General features: G+C 33.1%; 14 protein-coding genes. 1 reads left to right on the top strand and 13 read right to left on the bottom strand.

Annotation, left to right across the window (positions count from 1 at the left end; genetic code table 11):
• Nucleotides 1-139: 139 nt before the first annotated feature.
• The 8 genes from gap to J5E45_RS00775 form a co-directional block, all read right to left on the bottom strand.
• Nucleotides 140-1165 carry a type I glyceraldehyde-3-phosphate dehydrogenase gene (gene gap, locus J5E45_RS00810; protein ID WP_208181462.1) on the bottom strand — a complete coding sequence of 342 codons (1026 nt, stop codon included), beginning with the start codon at nt 1163-1165 and terminating at the stop codon, nt 140-142.
• Between the two features lie 280 nt (nt 1166-1445).
• The gene (gene coaE, locus J5E45_RS00805) at nt 1446-2066 is read right to left on the bottom strand and encodes a dephospho-CoA kinase (RefSeq protein ID WP_039069388.1); all 621 of its coding nucleotides are present in this window, start codon (nt 2064-2066) and stop codon (nt 1446-1448) included.
• A gap of 15 nt (nt 2067-2081) precedes the next feature.
• On the bottom strand, nt 2082-2954 hold the full coding sequence (mutM, locus tag J5E45_RS00800) for a bifunctional DNA-formamidopyrimidine glycosylase/DNA-(apurinic or apyrimidinic site) lyase (protein WP_069792194.1): 873 nt from the start codon (nt 2952-2954) through the stop codon (nt 2082-2084).
• A 15-nt stretch (nt 2955-2969) separates the two neighbouring features.
• Nucleotides 2970-5600, bottom strand: a complete 2631-nt coding sequence (gene polA / locus J5E45_RS00795) for a DNA polymerase I (protein WP_039069390.1) — start codon at nt 5598-5600, stop codon at nt 2970-2972.
• Nucleotides 5601-6003: 403 nt separating this feature from the next.
• The gene (gene pnpS / locus J5E45_RS00790) at nt 6004-7692 is read right to left on the bottom strand and encodes a two-component system histidine kinase PnpS (RefSeq protein ID WP_039069391.1); all 1689 of its coding nucleotides are present in this window, start codon (nt 7690-7692) and stop codon (nt 6004-6006) included.
• Nucleotides 7692-8402: a response regulator transcription factor gene (locus tag J5E45_RS00785; RefSeq protein ID WP_039069392.1), complete on the bottom strand. Its 711-nt coding sequence runs from the start codon at nt 8400-8402 to the stop codon at nt 7692-7694. Before J5E45_RS00785 ends, pnpS begins: the two co-directional genes overlap by 1 nt.
• Before the next feature lie 510 nt (nt 8403-8912).
• The gene (gene icd, locus J5E45_RS00780) at nt 8913-10178 is read right to left on the bottom strand and encodes an NADP-dependent isocitrate dehydrogenase (RefSeq protein ID WP_039069393.1); all 1266 of its coding nucleotides are present in this window, start codon (nt 10176-10178) and stop codon (nt 8913-8915) included.
• 113 nt (nt 10179-10291) lie between these two features.
• A complete protein-coding gene (locus J5E45_RS00775; protein WP_039069394.1) occupies nt 10292-11410 on the bottom strand; it encodes a citrate synthase in 1119 nt (372 codons plus the stop codon).
• A 353-nt stretch (nt 11411-11763) separates the two neighbouring features.
• Between J5E45_RS00775 and J5E45_RS00770 the strand changes: the two genes are divergently transcribed.
• Nucleotides 11764-13122: an amino acid permease gene (locus tag J5E45_RS00770; protein ID WP_039069395.1), complete on the top strand. Its 1359-nt coding sequence runs from the start codon at nt 11764-11766 to the stop codon at nt 13120-13122.
• A gap of 257 nt (nt 13123-13379) precedes the next feature.
• Here the strand turns inward: J5E45_RS00770 and pyk are convergent, their stop codons facing one another.
• The 5 genes from pyk to ystJ form a co-directional block, all read right to left on the bottom strand.
• A complete protein-coding gene (gene pyk / locus J5E45_RS00765; protein ID WP_069792196.1) occupies nt 13380-15140 on the bottom strand; it encodes a pyruvate kinase in 1761 nt (586 codons plus the stop codon).
• A 20-nt stretch (nt 15141-15160) separates the two neighbouring features.
• On the bottom strand, nt 15161-16129 hold the full coding sequence (pfkA, locus tag J5E45_RS00760; RefSeq protein ID WP_101049544.1) for a 6-phosphofructokinase: 969 nt from the start codon (nt 16127-16129) through the stop codon (nt 15161-15163).
• A 268-nt stretch (nt 16130-16397) separates the two neighbouring features.
• Complete coding sequence (locus J5E45_RS00755; protein WP_039069845.1) at nt 16398-17342, bottom strand: acetyl-CoA carboxylase carboxyltransferase subunit alpha; 945 nt, start codon at nt 17340-17342, stop codon at nt 16398-16400.
• Nucleotides 17335-18201, bottom strand: coding sequence for an acetyl-CoA carboxylase, carboxyltransferase subunit beta (accD, locus tag J5E45_RS00750; protein WP_039069843.1), 867 nt, complete (start codon nt 18199-18201; stop codon nt 17335-17337). The genes J5E45_RS00755 and accD overlap by 8 nt, the downstream gene beginning before the upstream one ends.
• A gap of 78 nt (nt 18202-18279) precedes the next feature.
• Nucleotides 18280-19512, bottom strand: a complete 1233-nt coding sequence (ystJ, locus tag J5E45_RS00745; RefSeq protein WP_208181459.1) for an NADP-dependent malic enzyme — start codon at nt 19510-19512, stop codon at nt 18280-18282.
• Between the last annotated feature and the right edge of the window lie 169 nt (nt 19513-19681).

The following is a 19681-nucleotide window of genomic DNA, read 5'->3' as shown; positions in this document are numbered from 1 at the left end:
ATGTAGTAATTGATCATTAAGCAACTAACATTAACAAAACTCCTTCTAAATTAGCGCATATTTAAGCGCATTAATTTAGAAGGAGTTTTTAAATTATTACTTTCATATTCATATTTATTGTTAATGGTATGAACCCATTTTAGTGTGTTACAGCTGCAACATCACTTTTAAGTAAATGACCAATTTGAGCTGCAACATCCACGACTCTGTTTGAATAGCCCCACTCGTTATCGTACCATGCAATCACTTTAACTTTCTTATCACCCATAACCATTGTACTTTGCGTATCAATGATGGCTGAATGTGGGTTCGTATTGAAATCCATTGATACTAATGGTGCATCTTCAGTTGAAATAACACCTTGCAAATCATTGTCTTTAAATGCTTTGTTAACTTGTTCCCTCGTTACGTCTGTATCTAAATCTACAACCAAGTCTACTAAAGATACATTTTTAGTTGGTACTCTTAAAGCCATACCATGTAATTTACCTTCTAATTCAGGCAATACTTCTTTTAACGCTTTTGCAGCGCCTGTGGAAGTTGGAATAATACTTTCATTGCATGAACGTGCACGTCTTAAATCTTTATGAGGGTTGTCAATATTATTCTGATCATTAGTAATAGCATGAACAGTAGTCATTAATCCATTTTGAATACCAAATTCATCATTTAAAACTTTAGCAACTGGTCCAATGCAATTTGTTGTACATGAAGCATTGCTAAAAATATCGTATTGTTCTATGTCTAATTGATCATTATTTACACCCTTGACGATCATTTGCACATCGCCACCTTTTGATGGTCCTGTTAACAATACTTTTTTAGCTCCTGCATGAATATGCGCAATTGCTTTATCTCCATGATTAAATTTACCTGTTGCTTCTATAGTTATATCAACATTTAATTCTTTCCAAGGTAAATTTTCTGGATTTCTATCAGATACCAATTGAATCACATGATTATTCACTTTAATACCTGCTTCCGTCGGCTCTACTTTTAAATCATATGGACCATGTGTTGTATCATAGTTAATTAGGTGAGCAATTGTTTCAGCTGGGTAGCTAGCATTTATCGCTACTACATTTAAATCTTTATTATTGAGCGCAATTCTCAATACCATTCTACCTATTCTACCCATTCCGTTAATTGCAATATTTGTCGTCATTCGAAGCACCCCTCGTTTTAGTGTTATACTTTATGGAAATAGTATAACATAAATCCGTTTATAAGAAAGCGTTTTCTAAAACAATTATAAAATTCTTTATGTTAAGTAATCTATGCTTATAGTAATACAAATACATATATTTTATAACCGATTCTCTTTTTAAATCAAAAACATAGCTAAATTTTTTGGCTCAAGATACATTATAAATACTATCCTTCGGTGTTCATACGTAAAAAACCATCCAATTTTATAATGAAAATTGGATGGTTTTACAATTCAATTATTGTGCTTCTTCAGTATCACTCTCAATGTAACCTTCTTCAAGCAATAAATCTTCTAAGTTTTGTTTAAGTTCTAATTTGGTATCTCTATTGTCTATGACATGATCTGCCATTCTTCGTTTTTTATCAATTGATATTTGACTGTATACACGTGCTTTTGCTTCTTCCATTGATAAATCATTACGTTCCATCAATCGATCTATTTGAATGCTTTCAGAAGTATACACTAACCACACTTCGTCTACAGTTTCCTGTAAGTCATTTTCAAATAATAATGGAATATCCATAATCACGTTATAACCTTGCCCAAGATATATGGCTTTTTCTTTCTCCATTATATCACGAACAATTGGATGAACAATTTCATTTAAAATCAACCTTTTTTCTGGTTGATTAAAAATAACTTCACCAACATATGATCTATTCATATTACCATCTTCATCTATTGCTTCATCGCCAAATACTTCTTTGACACGTGTTAGTCCTTTAGTTCCTTTTCCCACAGCTTGTCTTGATGCAATATCTGCATCAACAACTTTAAACCCGTGTGCAGTTAAAAGCTCTGAAACGGTTGATTTACCTGATGCGATACCACCAGTTAGTCCTATAACTTTTGGCATATTCTCACTCTTCCTTTATTTTTGGCAAGTAGGGCAGTAATGACTGTTTCTAGTTGCAATTACTTGGGTTTCTATGTCATTCCCACAAACCTTACAAACCTTTTGTTTATAAACATTAAGATGTTGTTGCATCGTTCCAGTACTACCATCTGCATGACGATAGTCGGAGATACTTGTTCCACCATATTTTATACCCGATTCTAACACATCTCGAACATAGTAAAACAATATGTCGCGTTCTTGATTATTTAATGATTTTGATAACCGAGCTGGATGTATACCTGCCCTAAACAATGCTTCGCACGCATAAATATTGCCACACCCCGAGATTACTCTATGATCTAAAATCATTTGTTTAATCGGCTTATTTTGATATGTTTTTTTATCAAACCAAGCTATATAATGCCCTTTTGCTTCTTCTTCAAAAGGTTCTGGAGCAATTTCTAAAAATGAAGGATAAGCCTCGAAATCAGGTACATTTCTAATTTCTCCAAACCTTCTAATATCTGAATAAACTAGTAGTTTATCGTTATCTAACTTAAATATAACATGCCAATGTTTTCTATAATTTGGCACACTAATATCTTCAATTTTATCAACCACAAAGAATCCACCAGCCATACCTAAATGACTGATGAGTATCCTTTCTTCTTCACCTTTTTCTAGGTGAAACACAATATATTTACTACGACGTTCAATCTCTTTAATCACATATTGTTCCGTGAATTTTTGGAATGTATCTAATGCCATACCTTTAATTATAGTTTCGCGTTGGCTTGCCTTACCTTCCTTAACTTTCTCGGAAAATATAACAGATTCAATTTTTTGACCGGTGGCAAACGGTTTAATACCTCTTTTTACATGTTCTACTTCTGGGAGTTCAGGCATTTAAGTACCTTCTTTCTATTTTGCATCATACCATGTTGCCCCATAACTAGATTCTACTTTTAATGGAACATCTAGTTCAAGGGCATTATCCATGATTTCTTCTATAAATTTACTGAATGCTTCAACTTCATCTTTCGGTAATTCAAAAATCAATTCATCATGTACTTGTAATAATAACTTTGCGTGAAAATCAGTATGCTTAATTTCTTTATCAAAGTTAACCATAGCTAATTTAATTATATCAGCAGCACTACCTTGAATTGGGGTATTCATTGCGGTTCTCTCTGCAAAACCTCGCAAATTGAAATTTCTGCTTGTGATATCTGGAATATATCTACGACGGTGTAACAAGGTTTCTACATAGCCTTGTGCTTTACAATCTTTAACGATATCCTCCATATATTGTTTCACGCCAGGGAAACTATCTAAGTAGTCATCAATAAATTGTTTAGCTTGTTTCCGAGTTATTCCTAAACTCTGACTCAAACCATAATCACTGATGCCATAAACAATACCAAAGTTAACTGCTTTAGCTTGTCTACGCATCATGCCGTCTACTTCATCAGGCTCTACATCAAATACTTTCATCGCTGTTGCCGTATGAATATCGTCATCATTAATAAATGCTTGTTTCATACTTTCGTCTTGTGTAATATGAGCTAGTACACGGAGTTCAATTTGCGAGTAATCCGCAGAAAAAATAACATTGTTATCATCACTAGATTTAAATGCTTTTCTTATTTTTCTCCCCTCTTCTAAACGGACAGGAATGTTTTGTAAATTTGGATCGATAGACGATAATCTACCTGTTTGTGCTAATGTTTGATTGAATCTCGTGTGAATACGATTATCATCACTTATAACCTTCTGTAAACCTTCGACATAAGTAGATTGTAACTTAGCAAGTTGTCTGTATTCTAATATATATTCTATAATTGGATGTTGTCCTTGTAATTGTTCTAGTACATCTACTGCAGTAGAATATCCCGTTTTTGTTTTCTTAATTACCGGTAACTCTAATGTTTCAAACAATACGACACCTAATTGCTTTGGTGAATTAATATTGAATGATTCACCTGCAGCTTGATAAATATTGTCAATCAGTACATCTAATTTAGTCTGAATTTCTTTTTCCATTTCTTCCAAGTCACTAGCAACAGTGTAAATCCCTGTTTCTTCCATATCACTTAATATGCGCGCTAATGGCAATTCTAAATTGTCTAATAAATCTGTTTGGTTATATTCGATTAATTGTTCTTGCATGATTGGTTTAACTTGACTAATTGCTTCTATCACAGTTGCAACATAATGATTCAATACATCATCTTCAGGTAAATGTCTTTTTTTACCTTTACCATATACTTCAACACTTTGTTGAACATAGTGCTGACCGTAATTGGTAACTACAGAGTTAACGTCATCAATAGCTCGAGAAGGATCGATAATATAACTTGCAAGCATTACATCAAAAATAATATTTTTAATATCTATACCTAACCTATGTGCAACAATATATGTTTTTTTTGCATCATAAACGTTTTTTTCTGTTGTATCATCTTCTAACCAAGTTATAAGTTCAGGATAATCATGAATAGTTGTTGCATCAATAACAATATGGTGCTCACCATCAAACAATGCAAATTTCAAAATATCATCTTTCAAATAATTAGTACCATCTAATTCAAAATGTACAGTAGCAGAAGTTAAAGCTTTAAAGTTAATATTTGTAAAATCAGATTCTACATTTAGTTCTTTTTCTTCAGCTGTAGAATGTGTCCCATCAACATCTATTTGCTCAAGCAATTGTTTAAATTCTAATTTTTTAAATAGATCAATTTTAGCTGAAGTATCTGGATTTTCTGGTAACTTTGTATCTTCTAACGAAATCTCTATAGGACTTTCACAATTAATTGTTGCGAGTTCCTTACTCATCAACGCATCGTCTTTACTATTTTCTAGTTTTTCTTTCAATTTCTTGCCAGAAACTTCATCCAAATGTTCATAAACATTTTCCACGGTTGAAAACTGTTTTAATAACTTAATTGCAGTTTTTTCGCCGACACCCGCAACACCTGGGATATTATCTGATGCATCACCCATCAAACCTTTCATATCTATGATTTGATTTGGGACTAAACCATCATATTTTTCGGCAATAAAATCAGGCGTGTAATGATCAACATCAGTCACACCTTTCTTTGTGTAATAAATTGTAACATCGTCCGTTGCTAGTTGTGTTAAGTCGCGATCACCTGTAACAATAATAGTTTCAAATTGTGCGCTATCTGCCTCTTTACTTAATGTTCCAATGATATCATCTGCTTCATAATTTTCTAATTCATATCTTTTAATTTGGTAAGCATCCAATAACTGCCTTACATAAGGAAATTGCTCACTCAGTTCGGGTGGCGTTTTCTGACGTCCCCCTTTATATTCACTATATTTATCATGTCTAAATGTAGTTTTTCCTGCATCAAATGCAACAAGAAAATGTGTAGGCTGTTCTTCTTTGATTATCTTTTCTAGTAACATTGCAAATCCATACACGGCATTAGTGTGTATACCTGCTTTATTTTGTAATAGTGGTAAAGCATAAAAAGCTCTAAAGCTTAGACTATTACCATCAATTAGAATTAATTTATTCACTATTTTAACCTCCAACACATATTTATTTAACATTTTAGCATAAATCACTAACTTACCTATATCGAAACGTTATTATACTTTTTTTATAATCAACATATTAATTGTAAATATATTGCTACTATCATTTATTATGAAAAATTCTCTTAGCTCTAATACTAGCTTAACATGTTTATCCCTTTTAAATATACGCTTAACTGTTCAATTTCACGCAGTTTCTACCATTTAAAAAAACATAAAAAACCGACGTCGATTTTAAAATTCAGACGTCGATTCCTCACTTATATACCTTAAGCTAAACTACAAATAGTGTCAGTTCAGTGTTTAGATACGATGCATTTTTATATTTTGCTTGCAATATGCTTAATTGATAATTGTCATATTCATAAATTTTTATTTATCATCACTATTTAAAAAAAGTGACTCTAAATGTAGAACCTTCTCCAAGTGTACTATAGACATTAATCCTACCGCCATGCGCTTCCATAATGTGCTTAGTGATAGATAAACCCAGCCCAGTACCACCTGAATCTCTACTTCTCGCTTTATCAACGCGATAAAAACGTTCAAAAATATGTTTTTGATCTTCTTCACTTATTCCAATTCCAAAATCTTGCACTTCCATGATACGCTTTTGGTCTTCTTTATAAACACGGATTATCACATCACTATCTTCCTTAGAATAACTAATCGCATTTGATAATAAGTTAAGCGCAACTTGAGATACTTTATCTTGATTTGCATCAATAACAATATCAGAATCAATTTCATTAATTATAGTTATGTTTTTGTCTTCCGCAATCTTTTGTATGTTCTTAATTGTTGTTTGTGCTATGTCAGACAAACTCATATACGCAGTTTCTATTTCTGTCTGTTGTTCTACATGTGATAAATCTAATAAATCAAATACTAAAGTCTCAATACGGTCGGACTCTTTAGAGATAATTTTTAAAAAGTCATTGAGTGTTTGTTCATCATTTTTAGCACCGTCTAATAACGTTTCCGCAAATCCTTTAATTGACGTAATAGGTGTTTTCAATTCGTGCGATACATTAGCTACAAATTCACGCCTTAAATTCTCAAGTTTTTTAAGATTCGTTATATCGTGTAAAACAATGACCATACCGTAAAGGTTTTTCCTTGTTCTTGATAATATTGGAACACAAGCTGTATCAAAATATTTCTCGTGCACTTGATTGATAGTTAATTTAATTTGGTCATAAATAGGTTTCTCAACTTTAAAAGCTTCAGTAATTAACCTTTGTAATTTAATATCGGTAAAATCAACATAACTTTTATGTTCAACAGCTTCATCTGGTGTAAATACATGATAAAACGATTTATTTGCTACAACAATTTCACCATATTTATCAATCATTAATATTGAACTCGGGATATTTTCAACAGTTGTTTTCAACCTATTTGATTGCAGTTTCTGTTTATGATTAAGTCTTTGCAACCTACGTGCTAGCTCATTAGTAGTTACAAACAATTCTCTTGTCTCTTTGACATTGCTTTCTGGTACCCTTACATGATAATAACCTTCAGCCAATAGATTTGTGGCGTAAGTCACTTCATTAATCGGTCTAATATATGTTCGATTAATGCTTCTTACAACTAAAAATATAATAATTAATACAAACAAACCAATAATCGCTATATATTTCCAGACTTCAATCTGTATTTCTAAAATCTCATTGTTTATACCACTAATTAAAACATCTTTATTATTTATAGATGTCTTAAAGGTAAATCTATGGTCATCATTTTGCTTATCATATGTCAGTTTAGAAGGAATAGCGGGATTATTTATATCATTATTAATTTGCGTCCCTTGTTTTGTCGAAAACAAGACATCGTTATTTTCTTTAATATACACTGTAAGTTCTTCGCTTTTAGCAACATCTTTCATCTCTTCTTTTTTATCATCATTATAGAGATTCACAAAATGTTGTGCTTGGTGTTCTAGATCGCCTTCTTGTCCAGTTGTAATAGTATTATGGATTACATGTGTGATAATAGTGCCTAATATTAAAAAGCTAATAATAACGATGGTACATAATAAAAATAAAAGTCTTTGGTGAAACTTGAGCATTAGACTTTAGGTCTTTCCAATTTATAGCCCAACCCTCGAACTGTTTTAATGAGTTTTGGTTGTTTAGGATTTTCTTCTAATTTATCTCTCAAATGACTAATATGTACGTCCACAATTCTAGAGTCTCCTGCGAATTCATAATTCCAAACTGAATTCAACATGTGCTCACGAGTGATAACTCTTCCCTGTCTTTCAATAAGGTATAATAACAATTCAAACTCCTTTGGAGTCAATTCTAGCAATTCGTCTTCTCTATATACCTCAAAATATTCTGGTCTGATTCTTATTGATCCAATCAGTATATCATCTTCATCATTTTCAACTGGCACTGCTTCATTAACAATCGCTGATCTTCTTAATATTGCCTTCACTCTCGCTACCACTTCTCTTGGTGAAAATGGTTTAGTCATGTAGTCGTCAGCCCCTAATTCAAGGCCTAACACACGATCAAATTCATCATCTTTGGCCGTTAACATCAGAATAGGCACTAAATTTTTATCAGAACGTATTGCTTTACAAACTTCTATACCATCTTTTTTAGGAAGCATGACATCCAACACAATCAATTCAGGGTTTGTAGAGTTAACTTTTTCTAATGCATCTTCTCCATCATAAGCAACTTCTACTATGTATCCGGCTTGTTCTAAATTATATTTTAATAAGGTTACGATTGATTGTTCATCATCTACTACAAGTACTTTTTGTGACATAGTATACCTCCATAATTGTGTTTACAAATTAATTATAACTTATATTTTAATAAAAATAACATAGTTTAAAATTTTTTAACAAAAACTTTACAATGCACTTATTAGCAAACTACGCCAATATACATACGATATTTGTGACTTTAGAACATACAGAGTATCTAGCCAAGTCACTTGATTGATTACACTATTCTAATTACCCTTAGTTAATAAAATCTTAACATTTAATTCATAATATGAACACTTATTATATGATAGTCAAACAAATATCAGCTAAAAGTCATTAAAAAATTACACTTTTACATTTAATCAAAAAAAGCTGACTTACTCTAGTTTACTCTTTTTATACTATAAGTTTTAAACTTATAGAGAGAAGAAATAATCAATTTTACTATAATAATTTCTTTACTATCCATCGAGATAACTAGATAAAGAAAAGCCTGAGACATCTTATCATGTCTCAGACTTAACTAGTGATTCTAATTCAAAGCATATTAGCTTTGTTATATAGAATTATAAGTTTTTAATTAATTCGTCTGCGAATTCTGAAGTAGACACTTCTTTTGCCCCGTCCATTAGACGAGCAAAGTCATAAGTTACAACTTTAGAAGCTATCGTTTTTTCGATTGAACTTGTAATCTTATCAGCAGCTTCTTGCCATCCAAGATGCTCTAACATTAATACAGCACTTAATAACTCAGATGATGGATTCACTTTGTTTAATCCAGCGTATTTTGGCGCAGTACCATGTGTAGCTTCGAAAATAGCATGTCCAGTTTCATAGTTGATATTAGCACCAGGAGCAATACCAATACCTCCAACTTGTGCAGCTAACGCATCTGATACATAGTCACCATTTAGGTTCATCGTAGCCACTACATCGTGATCAGCTGGACGAGTTAGAATTTGTTGTAAAAAGATATCGGCAATTGAATCTTTAACAATAATTTTACCATCTTTTTCAGCTTGATCTTGTGCAGCGTTTGCAGCATCTTTACCTTCTTTTTCAACGATTTCATCGTATTGTTGCCATGTAAATACTTTATCTCCAAATTCATTATGCGCTAAATCATAACCCCATTGTTTGAAAGCACCTTCAGTAAATTTCATGATATTACCTTTATGTACTAGTGTTAATGATTTACGGTTGTTATCTATAGCATATTGAATTGATGCACGAACTAAACGTTCTGTACCTTCTTTAGAAACTGGTTTCACACCAATACCTGATGTTTCAGGGAATCTAATGTTTTTGGCACCCATTTCGTCTTGTAAAAAGTCAATTAATTTTTTTGCTTCTGGTGTACCTTCTTTAAATTCAATACCAGCATAGATATCTTCAGTATTTTCACGGAAGATCACCATATCTGTATCTTCAGGACGTTTTACAGGTGAAGGGACGCCTTGGAACCAACGTACTGGACGTAAACATGTGAATAAATCCAATTCTTGACGTAAAGCAACATTCAGTGAACGAATTCCACCACCAATTGGTGTAGTTAATGGGCCTTTAATCGCGATTAAATATTCTTCAATTGTTTCAAGTGTTTCTTTAGGTAGCCATTCGCCAGTTTCATCGTATGCTTTTTGGCCAGCTAATACTTCTTTCCATTCGATTTTCTTTTCGCCGTTATAAGCTTGTTCAACTGCAGCGTCAATTACGCGGCTTGCTGCATTCCAAATATCAGGGCCGATGCCGTCACCAATAATAAATGGAATAGTTGGATTATTTGGTACTGTTAAACCTTCATTTGTTTTAACTACTTTTTCTCCTGCCATGTAAAAAAACCTCCGTAATTTTGAGTTCTATTTTAGTAGTACTAACCAATATCATACATGAATTGTTAATAATTTCAATTTTTATAAATAGAATTATTTATTCAATTAAAAATTTATCTTTTTTCAATTGGCTCATAAGTTCTATTTGTTTCACCAATATATTTAGCTCTTGGACGCATAATTCTGTTATCTCTATACTGTTCTAAGATATGAGCGATCCAACCAGAAGTTCTACTTACTGCAAAAATTGGAGTGAATAAATCGTGATCAATATTCATACTATGATATACAGTCGCGCTAAAGAAATCGACATTTGCTATCAATCCTTTTTCAGCTTTCATTTTATCTGCAATTTTGACTGAAATATCAAACAATTGACTTTGGCCTGTTTCTGAAGTGATTTTTCTACTCATTTCTTTTAAGTATTTAGCTCTTGGGTCGCCATCTTTGTATACGCGGTGACCAAAGCCCATAATTTTTTCTTTATTTTTAATTTTATTATCAATATATTCATCGACTTCATCAATAGACTTCACTTCAGATAACATGCTCATTACACGTTCATTTGCACCACCGTGAAGTGGCCCTTTTAATGAACCAACAGCTGCTACGATGCCTGAATACATATCAGATAATGATGATACTGCACATCTAGCTGTAAATGTCGATGCGTTCAACTCATGATCCGCGTGTAAAACAAGTGCTTTATTAAATGCTTCAATTTCAATTTCAGAAGGTAATTCTCCTCTTAACATATACAAGAAATTACCCGCATAGTTTAAATCACTACTTGGTTTTACAATTTCCTTTCCTTCTCTAACACGTGCGTATGCCGTGACTAATGAAGCAATCTTAGCTTGAATACGTACAGCACGATCCAGTGTTTGACTTTCTTCTTCATCTTCAGCATGCTCGTCAAAATGAGCAATATATGAAACTGAAGTTCTTAAAGCTGTCATTGGATGAACGTTGCCTGTCGCGTATTCTTTAAAGTGGTTATACACTCTAGGATTTAAAGTCATATATTCAAACAGTTTTTGTTTTAAGTCTTTTAATTCATCCTCATTTGGCAATCGATAATGCCATAATAAGAAGATAATTTCTTCAAATTCAGCATTCTGCGCTAAGTCATCAATATCGTAACCAGCATAAGTTAATTGGCTATCGATAATAGAACTTACTTTTGTTTCAGATGCAATTACCCCTTCTAAACCTTTCTGTAACTCTGCCATATATAAATTCCCCTTTTCTATTTCATTATGAAATGGCTTTCAAAATTCATTATATCCAACATTGACTCTTTTGTGAATATTTTGAGTATATTTTCTTACCAAATCAATATGAAATACTTATTTGTTTATATGCCCTATAACACACTTCTATCTTTTACATTGTTATAAATTCATTTTAATATGGAAAGTGGCTCACTTCAATTTTTATAGCTTTTTAATTGGTTATCAAGATTAATAACAAATAATTAATGTATTATTATACTAAACACCATAGACTCTATATAAAAAAATAGTTGTTTTATTTTATATTGCATAGCATAATAATAATTAACTAAATAAAGGAGTATAATTTTATGGCTAATCATGAATTACAAAGAGAACTAAGTAATCGTCACATCCAGCTAATTGCAATCGGGGGAGCAATTGGTACAGGACTATTTTTAGGAGCAGGTCAGACTATTGCGTTAACTGGCCCCTCTATTTTACTTACATATATCATAATTGGCTTTATGCTTTTTATGTTTATGCGTGGATTGGGAGAAATATTAGTAACAAACACAAATTTCAAATCATTTGCAGATGTCACAAACCATTATATCGGTCCATTTGCAGGTTTTGTAACAGGTTGGACATATTGGCTCTGTTGGATCATTACTGGTATGGCAGAAGTAACTGCTGTTGCAAAATACGTGAGTTTTTGGTTTCCAAATATACCTAACTGGATAAGTGCATTATTTTGTGTACTTGTCTTAATGTCACTAAACTTATTAAGTGCCAAATTATTTGGTGAATTAGAGTTTTGGTTTGCGCTTATTAAAATATTTACCATCATTGCATTAATAGTAGTTGGTGCAATAATGATTATTATGGCTTACGATACGCAATTTGGACATGCATCATTATCAAATTTATATAACAACGGAATATTCCCTAAAGGTATGAGTGGTTTCGTAATGTCTTTCCAAATGGCATTGTTCTCATTTGTAGGTATTGAACTTATAGGAGTAACAGCCGGAGAAACAAAAGATCCAACAAAGACATTGCCTAAAGCTGTAAATAGTGTTCCTATTCGTATATTAGTATTCTATGTAGGCGCGTTAGCTGTTATCATGTCTATTATCCCATGGAACCAAATTAACCCTGAGGAAAGTCCATTCGTGAGATTGTTCGCACTAATTGGTATTCCTTTTGCAGCAGGAATCATTAACTTTGTAGTATTAACAGCTGCGGCTTCTTCTTGTAATAGTGGTATCTTCTCAAATAGTCGTATGTTATTTGGACTTTCAACGCAAAAACAAGCGCCACCTTACTTTGAAAAGACAAATAAAAATGGCGTGCCGCATATTGCAATATTTGTATCGTGTGCATTGCTTATGATCGCAGCACTATTAAACTATATCATTCCAAATGCCACACTTGTTTTCACATATATCACAACCGTTTCAACCGTATTATTTATTGTTGTTTGGGGATTAATCACAGTAGCATATATCAATTACCATCGTAGAAATCCTGAACTACATAAAAGAGCAACATTTAAATTACCAGGTGGAAAATATATGGGGTATGTTATTTTAACTTTCTTCTTATTAGTATTTTGTTTATTATTTGTAAATACTGATACAAGAATAGCAGTATTTTTAACACCTATTTGGTTTGTCTTATTAACTCTTATGTATCTACGTTATAAACAAGTGTCACGTAAGCAGTAATAAGCTTATAAACAGTAACACCAGATAAACCGCAAAAAACGGGACATCTATTGATGTTCCGTTTTTTTGTGTCTATACTCAACACAATTTATATGAGTATGAATACTGTTTAGTATAACCTGCTTTAAACTTGGTAATACCACAAAAAGGACGAAGCCATCTAATTTATGGCTTCGTCCTTTTATTATAAATCTAAGTAAACATACTCTAGATTTAATATAGTTTAAATTAAGTTACCAAACTAAACATCTATTAAATTATAGTACGTTTGCATAACCTTCGAAGATTTTACCTTGATTAGCATCTACAGTAATTAAAACATCATTCTGGATATTTTTAGTAGCATTTTCAACGCCTACAATTGTAGGAATTCCTTTTTCCAATCCAATAATTGCGCTTGGTGATGTAATACCATTTTCTTCTGTAATAAGACCAATTGCTTTCTCAATATAAGGTACAAGCGTTTCATCTACAGAAGTTGTAACGATAATTGATTCTGATAAATCTTTACCTTCTAATTCACTAGCGTCATTCACAACTAGTGTTTGTCCGACAACTGAGTTTCTTCCAACGCCTTGACCTTTAGCAAGTTCGTCCCCTACAAGATGTAATTTCATCATGTTTGTAGTACCTTTTTCACCTGTTGGTACACCAGCAGTGATAATAATTAAGTCACCATTTTGAACTCTTTCAGTTTCAACTGCAGTTGCTACGGCATTATTTAATAATGCATCAGTTGTCTTACGTCCTTCTTTAACTACTGGGTGGATGCCCCAAACTAATGCACATTGACGTGCTGTTTCTGCACTAGGTGTAACGGCAATAATGTCTGATTGCGGACGATATTTAGAAATAGTACGCGCAGTTGAACCACTTTCTGTTGCGGCAACAATCGCTTTAACATTTAAGTTTAAAGCAGTATGCGCAACTGATACACCAATTGCGTTTACTAGTGAAGTTTCAACTAATTTAGTACGGTCAGATAATAATTTTTTATAATCTTGAGCAGCTTCTGCTGAAACAGCAATATTACGCATAGTTTTGACAGCTTCTTCAGGATATTGTCCTGCAGCTGTTTCGCCAGAAAGCATAACAGCATCTGTGCCATCATAAATTGCATTGGCAACGTCACTAGCTTCCGCACGTGTAGCACGTGGGTTACGTTGCATAGAGTCTAACATTTGAGTTGCTGTAATTACAGGTTTACCTAATTTATTACATTGTCTAATTAAGTCTTTTTGTACCATTGGCACTGATTCCGGTGGAATTTCAACACCCATATCACCACGAGCAACCATTAAGCCATCAGAAACTTCAAGAATTTCTTTGATATTGTCAATTCCTTCTTGGTTTTCAATTTTAGGAATAATGCTGATATTTGTATTATTTTGTGCTTCTAATAATTTACGAATATCTAATACATCGCTTGGACGACGTACGAAACTTGCAGCAATAAAATCTACACCTTCACTGATACCAAATTTAATGTCTTCAGCATCTTTATCAGTGATACCTGGTAAACTAACTTTTACGCCTGGTAAGTTAACACCTTTTTTATTTTTTAATTCTCCAGTATTTAATATGTCACAAAGAACTTCACCATTAGTTTTATCAATTGATTTAACTTGTAATTCGATTAAACCATCATCTAATAGAATATAAGAACCTTCGTCTACATCATTGATAAGATTATCATAAGTTACTGAGAATTTTTCTGAAGTGCCTTCTACTTCAGTCATACTAACAATTACTTCATTTCCCTTTTCGAGTTCAATCACGCCATCTTTCATGTTGTGTGTACGAATTTCAGGACCTTTAGTGTCTAGTAAAATCCCAACTGTTTTTCCTAATCTCTTAGAAACTTCGCGAATAGTATCAATTCTCGCTTTATGTTCTGCATGATCACCATGAGAGAAGTTTAAACGCGCCACATTCATTCCAGCTTTGATTAATTTCTCAAGCATTTCTTCTGATTCTGACGCAGGTCCAATTGTACAAACAATTTTAGTTTTTCTCATTATTATTTCCTCCCAGTATTTTATATAGATAATTCGTTCGTTAATTCAAAAGTTTCAAAGTCAAATTCATGTTCATTTGATCTAAATATTTCTTCAAATGACGTATCAGTAAGTTCATTGTTTCTAATCCCAACGCCAATTGCAGTTTTACCTTCTAACAGTAAATCCACTGCATGACCACCAAGACGTGAAGCTAGAACCCTATCTGCACCACTTGGACTTCCACCACGTTGGATGTGGCCAAGCACAGAAACACGAGCGTCAACATTAATGTATTTAGTTAGTTCTTGAGCACAAACTTCACCTGACATACAACCTTCAGCAACCATAACAATTGAATGTTTTTTGCCTCGTTTGATACCATTGTCAATCTTTTCAGCTACGTCTTTCATATCAGTCTCAACTTCAGGAACAATGATTGTTTCTGCACCGACCGAAAGACCAGCCCAAAGTGCTAAATCACCACAATCACGGCCCATAACTTCAATGATAAATGTTCTTGCATGACTTGATGCAGTATCTCGAATCTTATCAACACAATCAATTATGGTATTTAATGCTGTATCAAATCCAATCGTAAAGTCAGAACCATTGATATCATTATCAATCGTACCTGGAACTCCAATCGTTTGAATTTCTTCACATTCTTCACTTATACGTTGTGCACCTCTATAGCTACCGTCTCCACCAATAACTACAAGTCCTTCGATGCCTCTTTTACGTAAATTCTCAATACCTTTTTTACGAGCTTCTACTTCTTTAAATTCAGGACACCTTGCTGAATATAAAAAAGTTCCGCCACGTTGAATCGTGTCTCCCACTGAACCGAGTTCAAGTTTCTCGATATCATCGTTTAATAAACCTTGATAGCCTTGGTAAACACCATAAACTTCAATGTTATTGTAAATCGCTTTTCTAACTACAGCTCTTACTGCTGCATTCATGCCTGGAGAATCTCCACCACTTGTCAACACTGCAATTTTTTTCATGACGACATACCTTTCTAACATGTATTTCTTATTCTAAAAATACCATAAAATTACGCTTGGTGCCATTAAAATAAGGCTTTGCGACTAATGTAAACGTTTTTAATCTAACGAATCATTTAGAAAGCGTTTCCTTTATTTTGATTATAAATAGAAGTTTAGACCTTTTATATAATACCTTTTATTTAAAATAATTAAACAAATTAAATGGTAATTATTTACAAAAACAAAACGAAGCTCTAAATTATTAGAACTTCGCTTTGTCTTTATATTATTCTTTATAAGAACCTATCGTTCTGAATTTTTGATAACGATCTTCCACGAGTTTTTCTTTACTGAATGAACTTAATTCTTTTAAATGTATCTCAAAAGTGCGTTTAATATTTTGAGCTTGTTTTTCAATATCTTGATGTGCGCCACCTAAAGGTTCTTTAACTACTTCATCTGCAATCTTTAATTCATGTAAATCTTCTGCAGTGATTTTCATTGTTTCAGCTGCTATTTTTGCAAGGTTACTATCTTTCCATAATAATGCTGACGCGCCTTCTGGAGAAATTACAGAATATGTACTATTTTCAAGCATTAATATTCGATTAGTAATACCTAATCCTAAAGCACCACCACTACCACCTTCACCAATAACAATTGAAATAACAGGTACAGTTAACGAAGCCATTTCCACTAAATTTCGCGCAATAGATTCACTTTGACCACGTTCTTCTGCAGCTTTACCTGGGTATGCACCCTTTGTATCGATAAAAGTAATAATCGGCCTATTAAATTTTTCAGCTTGCTTCATTAATCTAAGTGCTTTACGATAACCTTCTGGATGCGCCATACCAAAATTACGATAAATATTATCTTTTGTATCTTTACCACGTTGTTGCCCTACAACAGTGACTGGTTGACCATTCAAATAACCTATGCCACCAATCATCGCTGGGTCATCCCTATAATTTCTATCTCCATGTAATTCAATAAATGAATCAAAAATATATGGAATATAGTCTAATGATGTTGGACGCTCTTGTAAACGCGCTAATTGTACACGGTCCCAGGGTTTAAGGTTAGTATAAACTTTTTCAGTTTCTCTATCTAAAGATGCTTCAAGCATTTCTATTTCTTCTTGTAAGTCCACGTCATTTTTTTCTTGAGATTCTTTTAAGGATTCGATTTTATTTTTTATTTCAAAAAGTGGCTTTTCAAAATCAAGCATTTATTTTCACCTCTTGATGCATTTTTAGAATATTAGAGAGCGTCGTTCTCATTTCTTTTCTATGAACAACCTTATCTAATTGTCCATGCTCTAATAAAAACTCAGATGTTTGAAAATCATCAGGCAATTTTTCATTAATAGTCTGTTCAATTACACGTCTGCCTGCAAAACCTATCAATGCTTTAGGTTCACTGATGTTGATATCACCAACAGATGCAAAGCTTGCAGAGACGCCACCTGTTGTCGGGTTAGTTATATAGGAAATATATAATAAACCAGCGTCAGAATGTCTCTTCAACGATACACTAGTTTTACCCATTTGCATTAATGAAATAATACCTTCTTGCATTCTTGCCCCGCCACTTGCCGAGAACAAAATAAACGGCAATCGATTTTCAATGCAGTGTTCAATAATTCTGCAAATTTTCTCACCTAACACTGATCCCATACTGCCCATTCTGAATCGAGCATCCATTACAGCGACGCCATAGGTAATACCATCTAACTGTGCTGTTCCTGTAACTACAGCTTCATTTAGACCAGTCTTTTGCTGATCTTTATGAATTTTCTCTTCATAACTCGGAAAGTCTAATGGATTAGCTGAGGTCATTCCTCTATCAAACTCAGTAAACGTACCTTCATCTGAAATAGCCTCAATGCGTTTATGCGCTGTTAAAGCAATATGGTGATCGCAATTAAAACAAACATTTAAGTTTTCCGCTAATTCTTTTGTATACATAATTTTTTTACATTTAGGACATTTTGTCATAATCCCTGCTGGTACATCACTTTGTTTCGAATCAGATACAGTTACGTACTTTTTCTTTTTACTGCTTCTATTGAAAAAATCTTTAAACATTGTAAACCTCCACTTAACCATCGCGATCTCAATTCAATACTATTCTTGAATAATATTTGTGATCAGCGTTTATGAATATTATTTATCTAAGTCTGTTAATTTCATTGTTTTGTCATAAACATCTTCAGGATTAACGTCTATTCTAGCAACACCTGATTCCATTGCAGCTTTCGCAACTTCTCTTGCCACTGAAGGTGCTACACGTTTATCGAAAGGACCTGGAATACAATAATCCGGGTTTAACTCATCTGCATTAATTAGATTAGCAATTGCTTCAACCGCTGCTTGTTTCATTGATTCATTGATGTGTGTAGCTTCTACGTCTAATGCACCTCTGAAAATTCCTGGGAACGCTAACACATTATTAATTTGGTTAGGATAATCTGAACGACCTGTACCAATCACCTTAGCTCCAGCTTCTTTTGCTACATCAGGGTTGATTTCTGGGTTTGGATTTGCCATAGCAAAGATAATAGGGTCATCTGCCATAGATTCTACCATTTCTTTTGATAATAAATCTGCTACTGATACACCAATAAATACATCGGCATCTTTAATTACATCACTTAAGCTACCATCAATTCTATCCCTGTTTGTCCATCTTGCAACGTAAGATTTCGTATCATTCATTCCAAACGAACGATCCTCATAAATCGCACCTTTTGAATCACACATAATCATATCTCTTACGCCATAAGAATAAAGTAATTTCACAATAGCTATACCTGCTGCACCAGCGCCATTTAATACTACTTTAATGTCAGATAAATCTTTACCTACAATTCTTAACGCATTAATCATACCTGCAACTGTAACGATTGCTGTACCGTGTTGATCATCATGAAAAACAGGAATTTTTGTTTCTTTTTTTAAACGTTCCTCAATTTCAAAACAACGTGGCGCAGAAATGTCTTCTAAATTTATTCCGCCATAATTAGGCTCTAGTAATTTCACTGTATTAACTATTTCATCGGTATCAGTTGTGTCTAATGCAATTGGCACCCCGTCAATTCCAGAGAAACTCTTAAAGAGTACAGCTTTACCTTCCATAACAGGTATACTCGCTTCAGGACCAATATCACCTAAACCTAAAACTGCTGTACCATCAGTTACAACTGCTACCGTATTGCCTTTCATTGTGTATTCAAAAACTTTACGTTTATCTTCATGAATTTCCTTACATGGTTCTGCTACGCCTGGAGAGTAAGCTAAGCTTAACTCTTCTTTATTCGTAACTTTTACTTTCGGTGAAACTTGTAATTTCCCTTGATTTCTTCTGTGCATTTCTAAAGCGTCGTCTCTCAAAGTCATGTAAACCTACCCCTTTACATTCGATTAGTATAAATATCATTTCATATATATTTTTATTACAAAGCAACTCAAATTACAAATGATATCGTTAACATTTTTGCCAATTTACTCTTGAAGTTATTATTTGTAATAAAAATATATACACAGCTAAATTATTATATATTTTTAG

Origin of the sequence: Staphylococcus shinii (assembly GCF_017583065.1) — a bacterium.
Classification (GTDB): Bacteria; Bacillota; Bacilli; order Staphylococcales; family Staphylococcaceae; genus Staphylococcus; species Staphylococcus shinii.
This window is presented reverse-complemented; position numbering and strand designations above follow the sequence as displayed.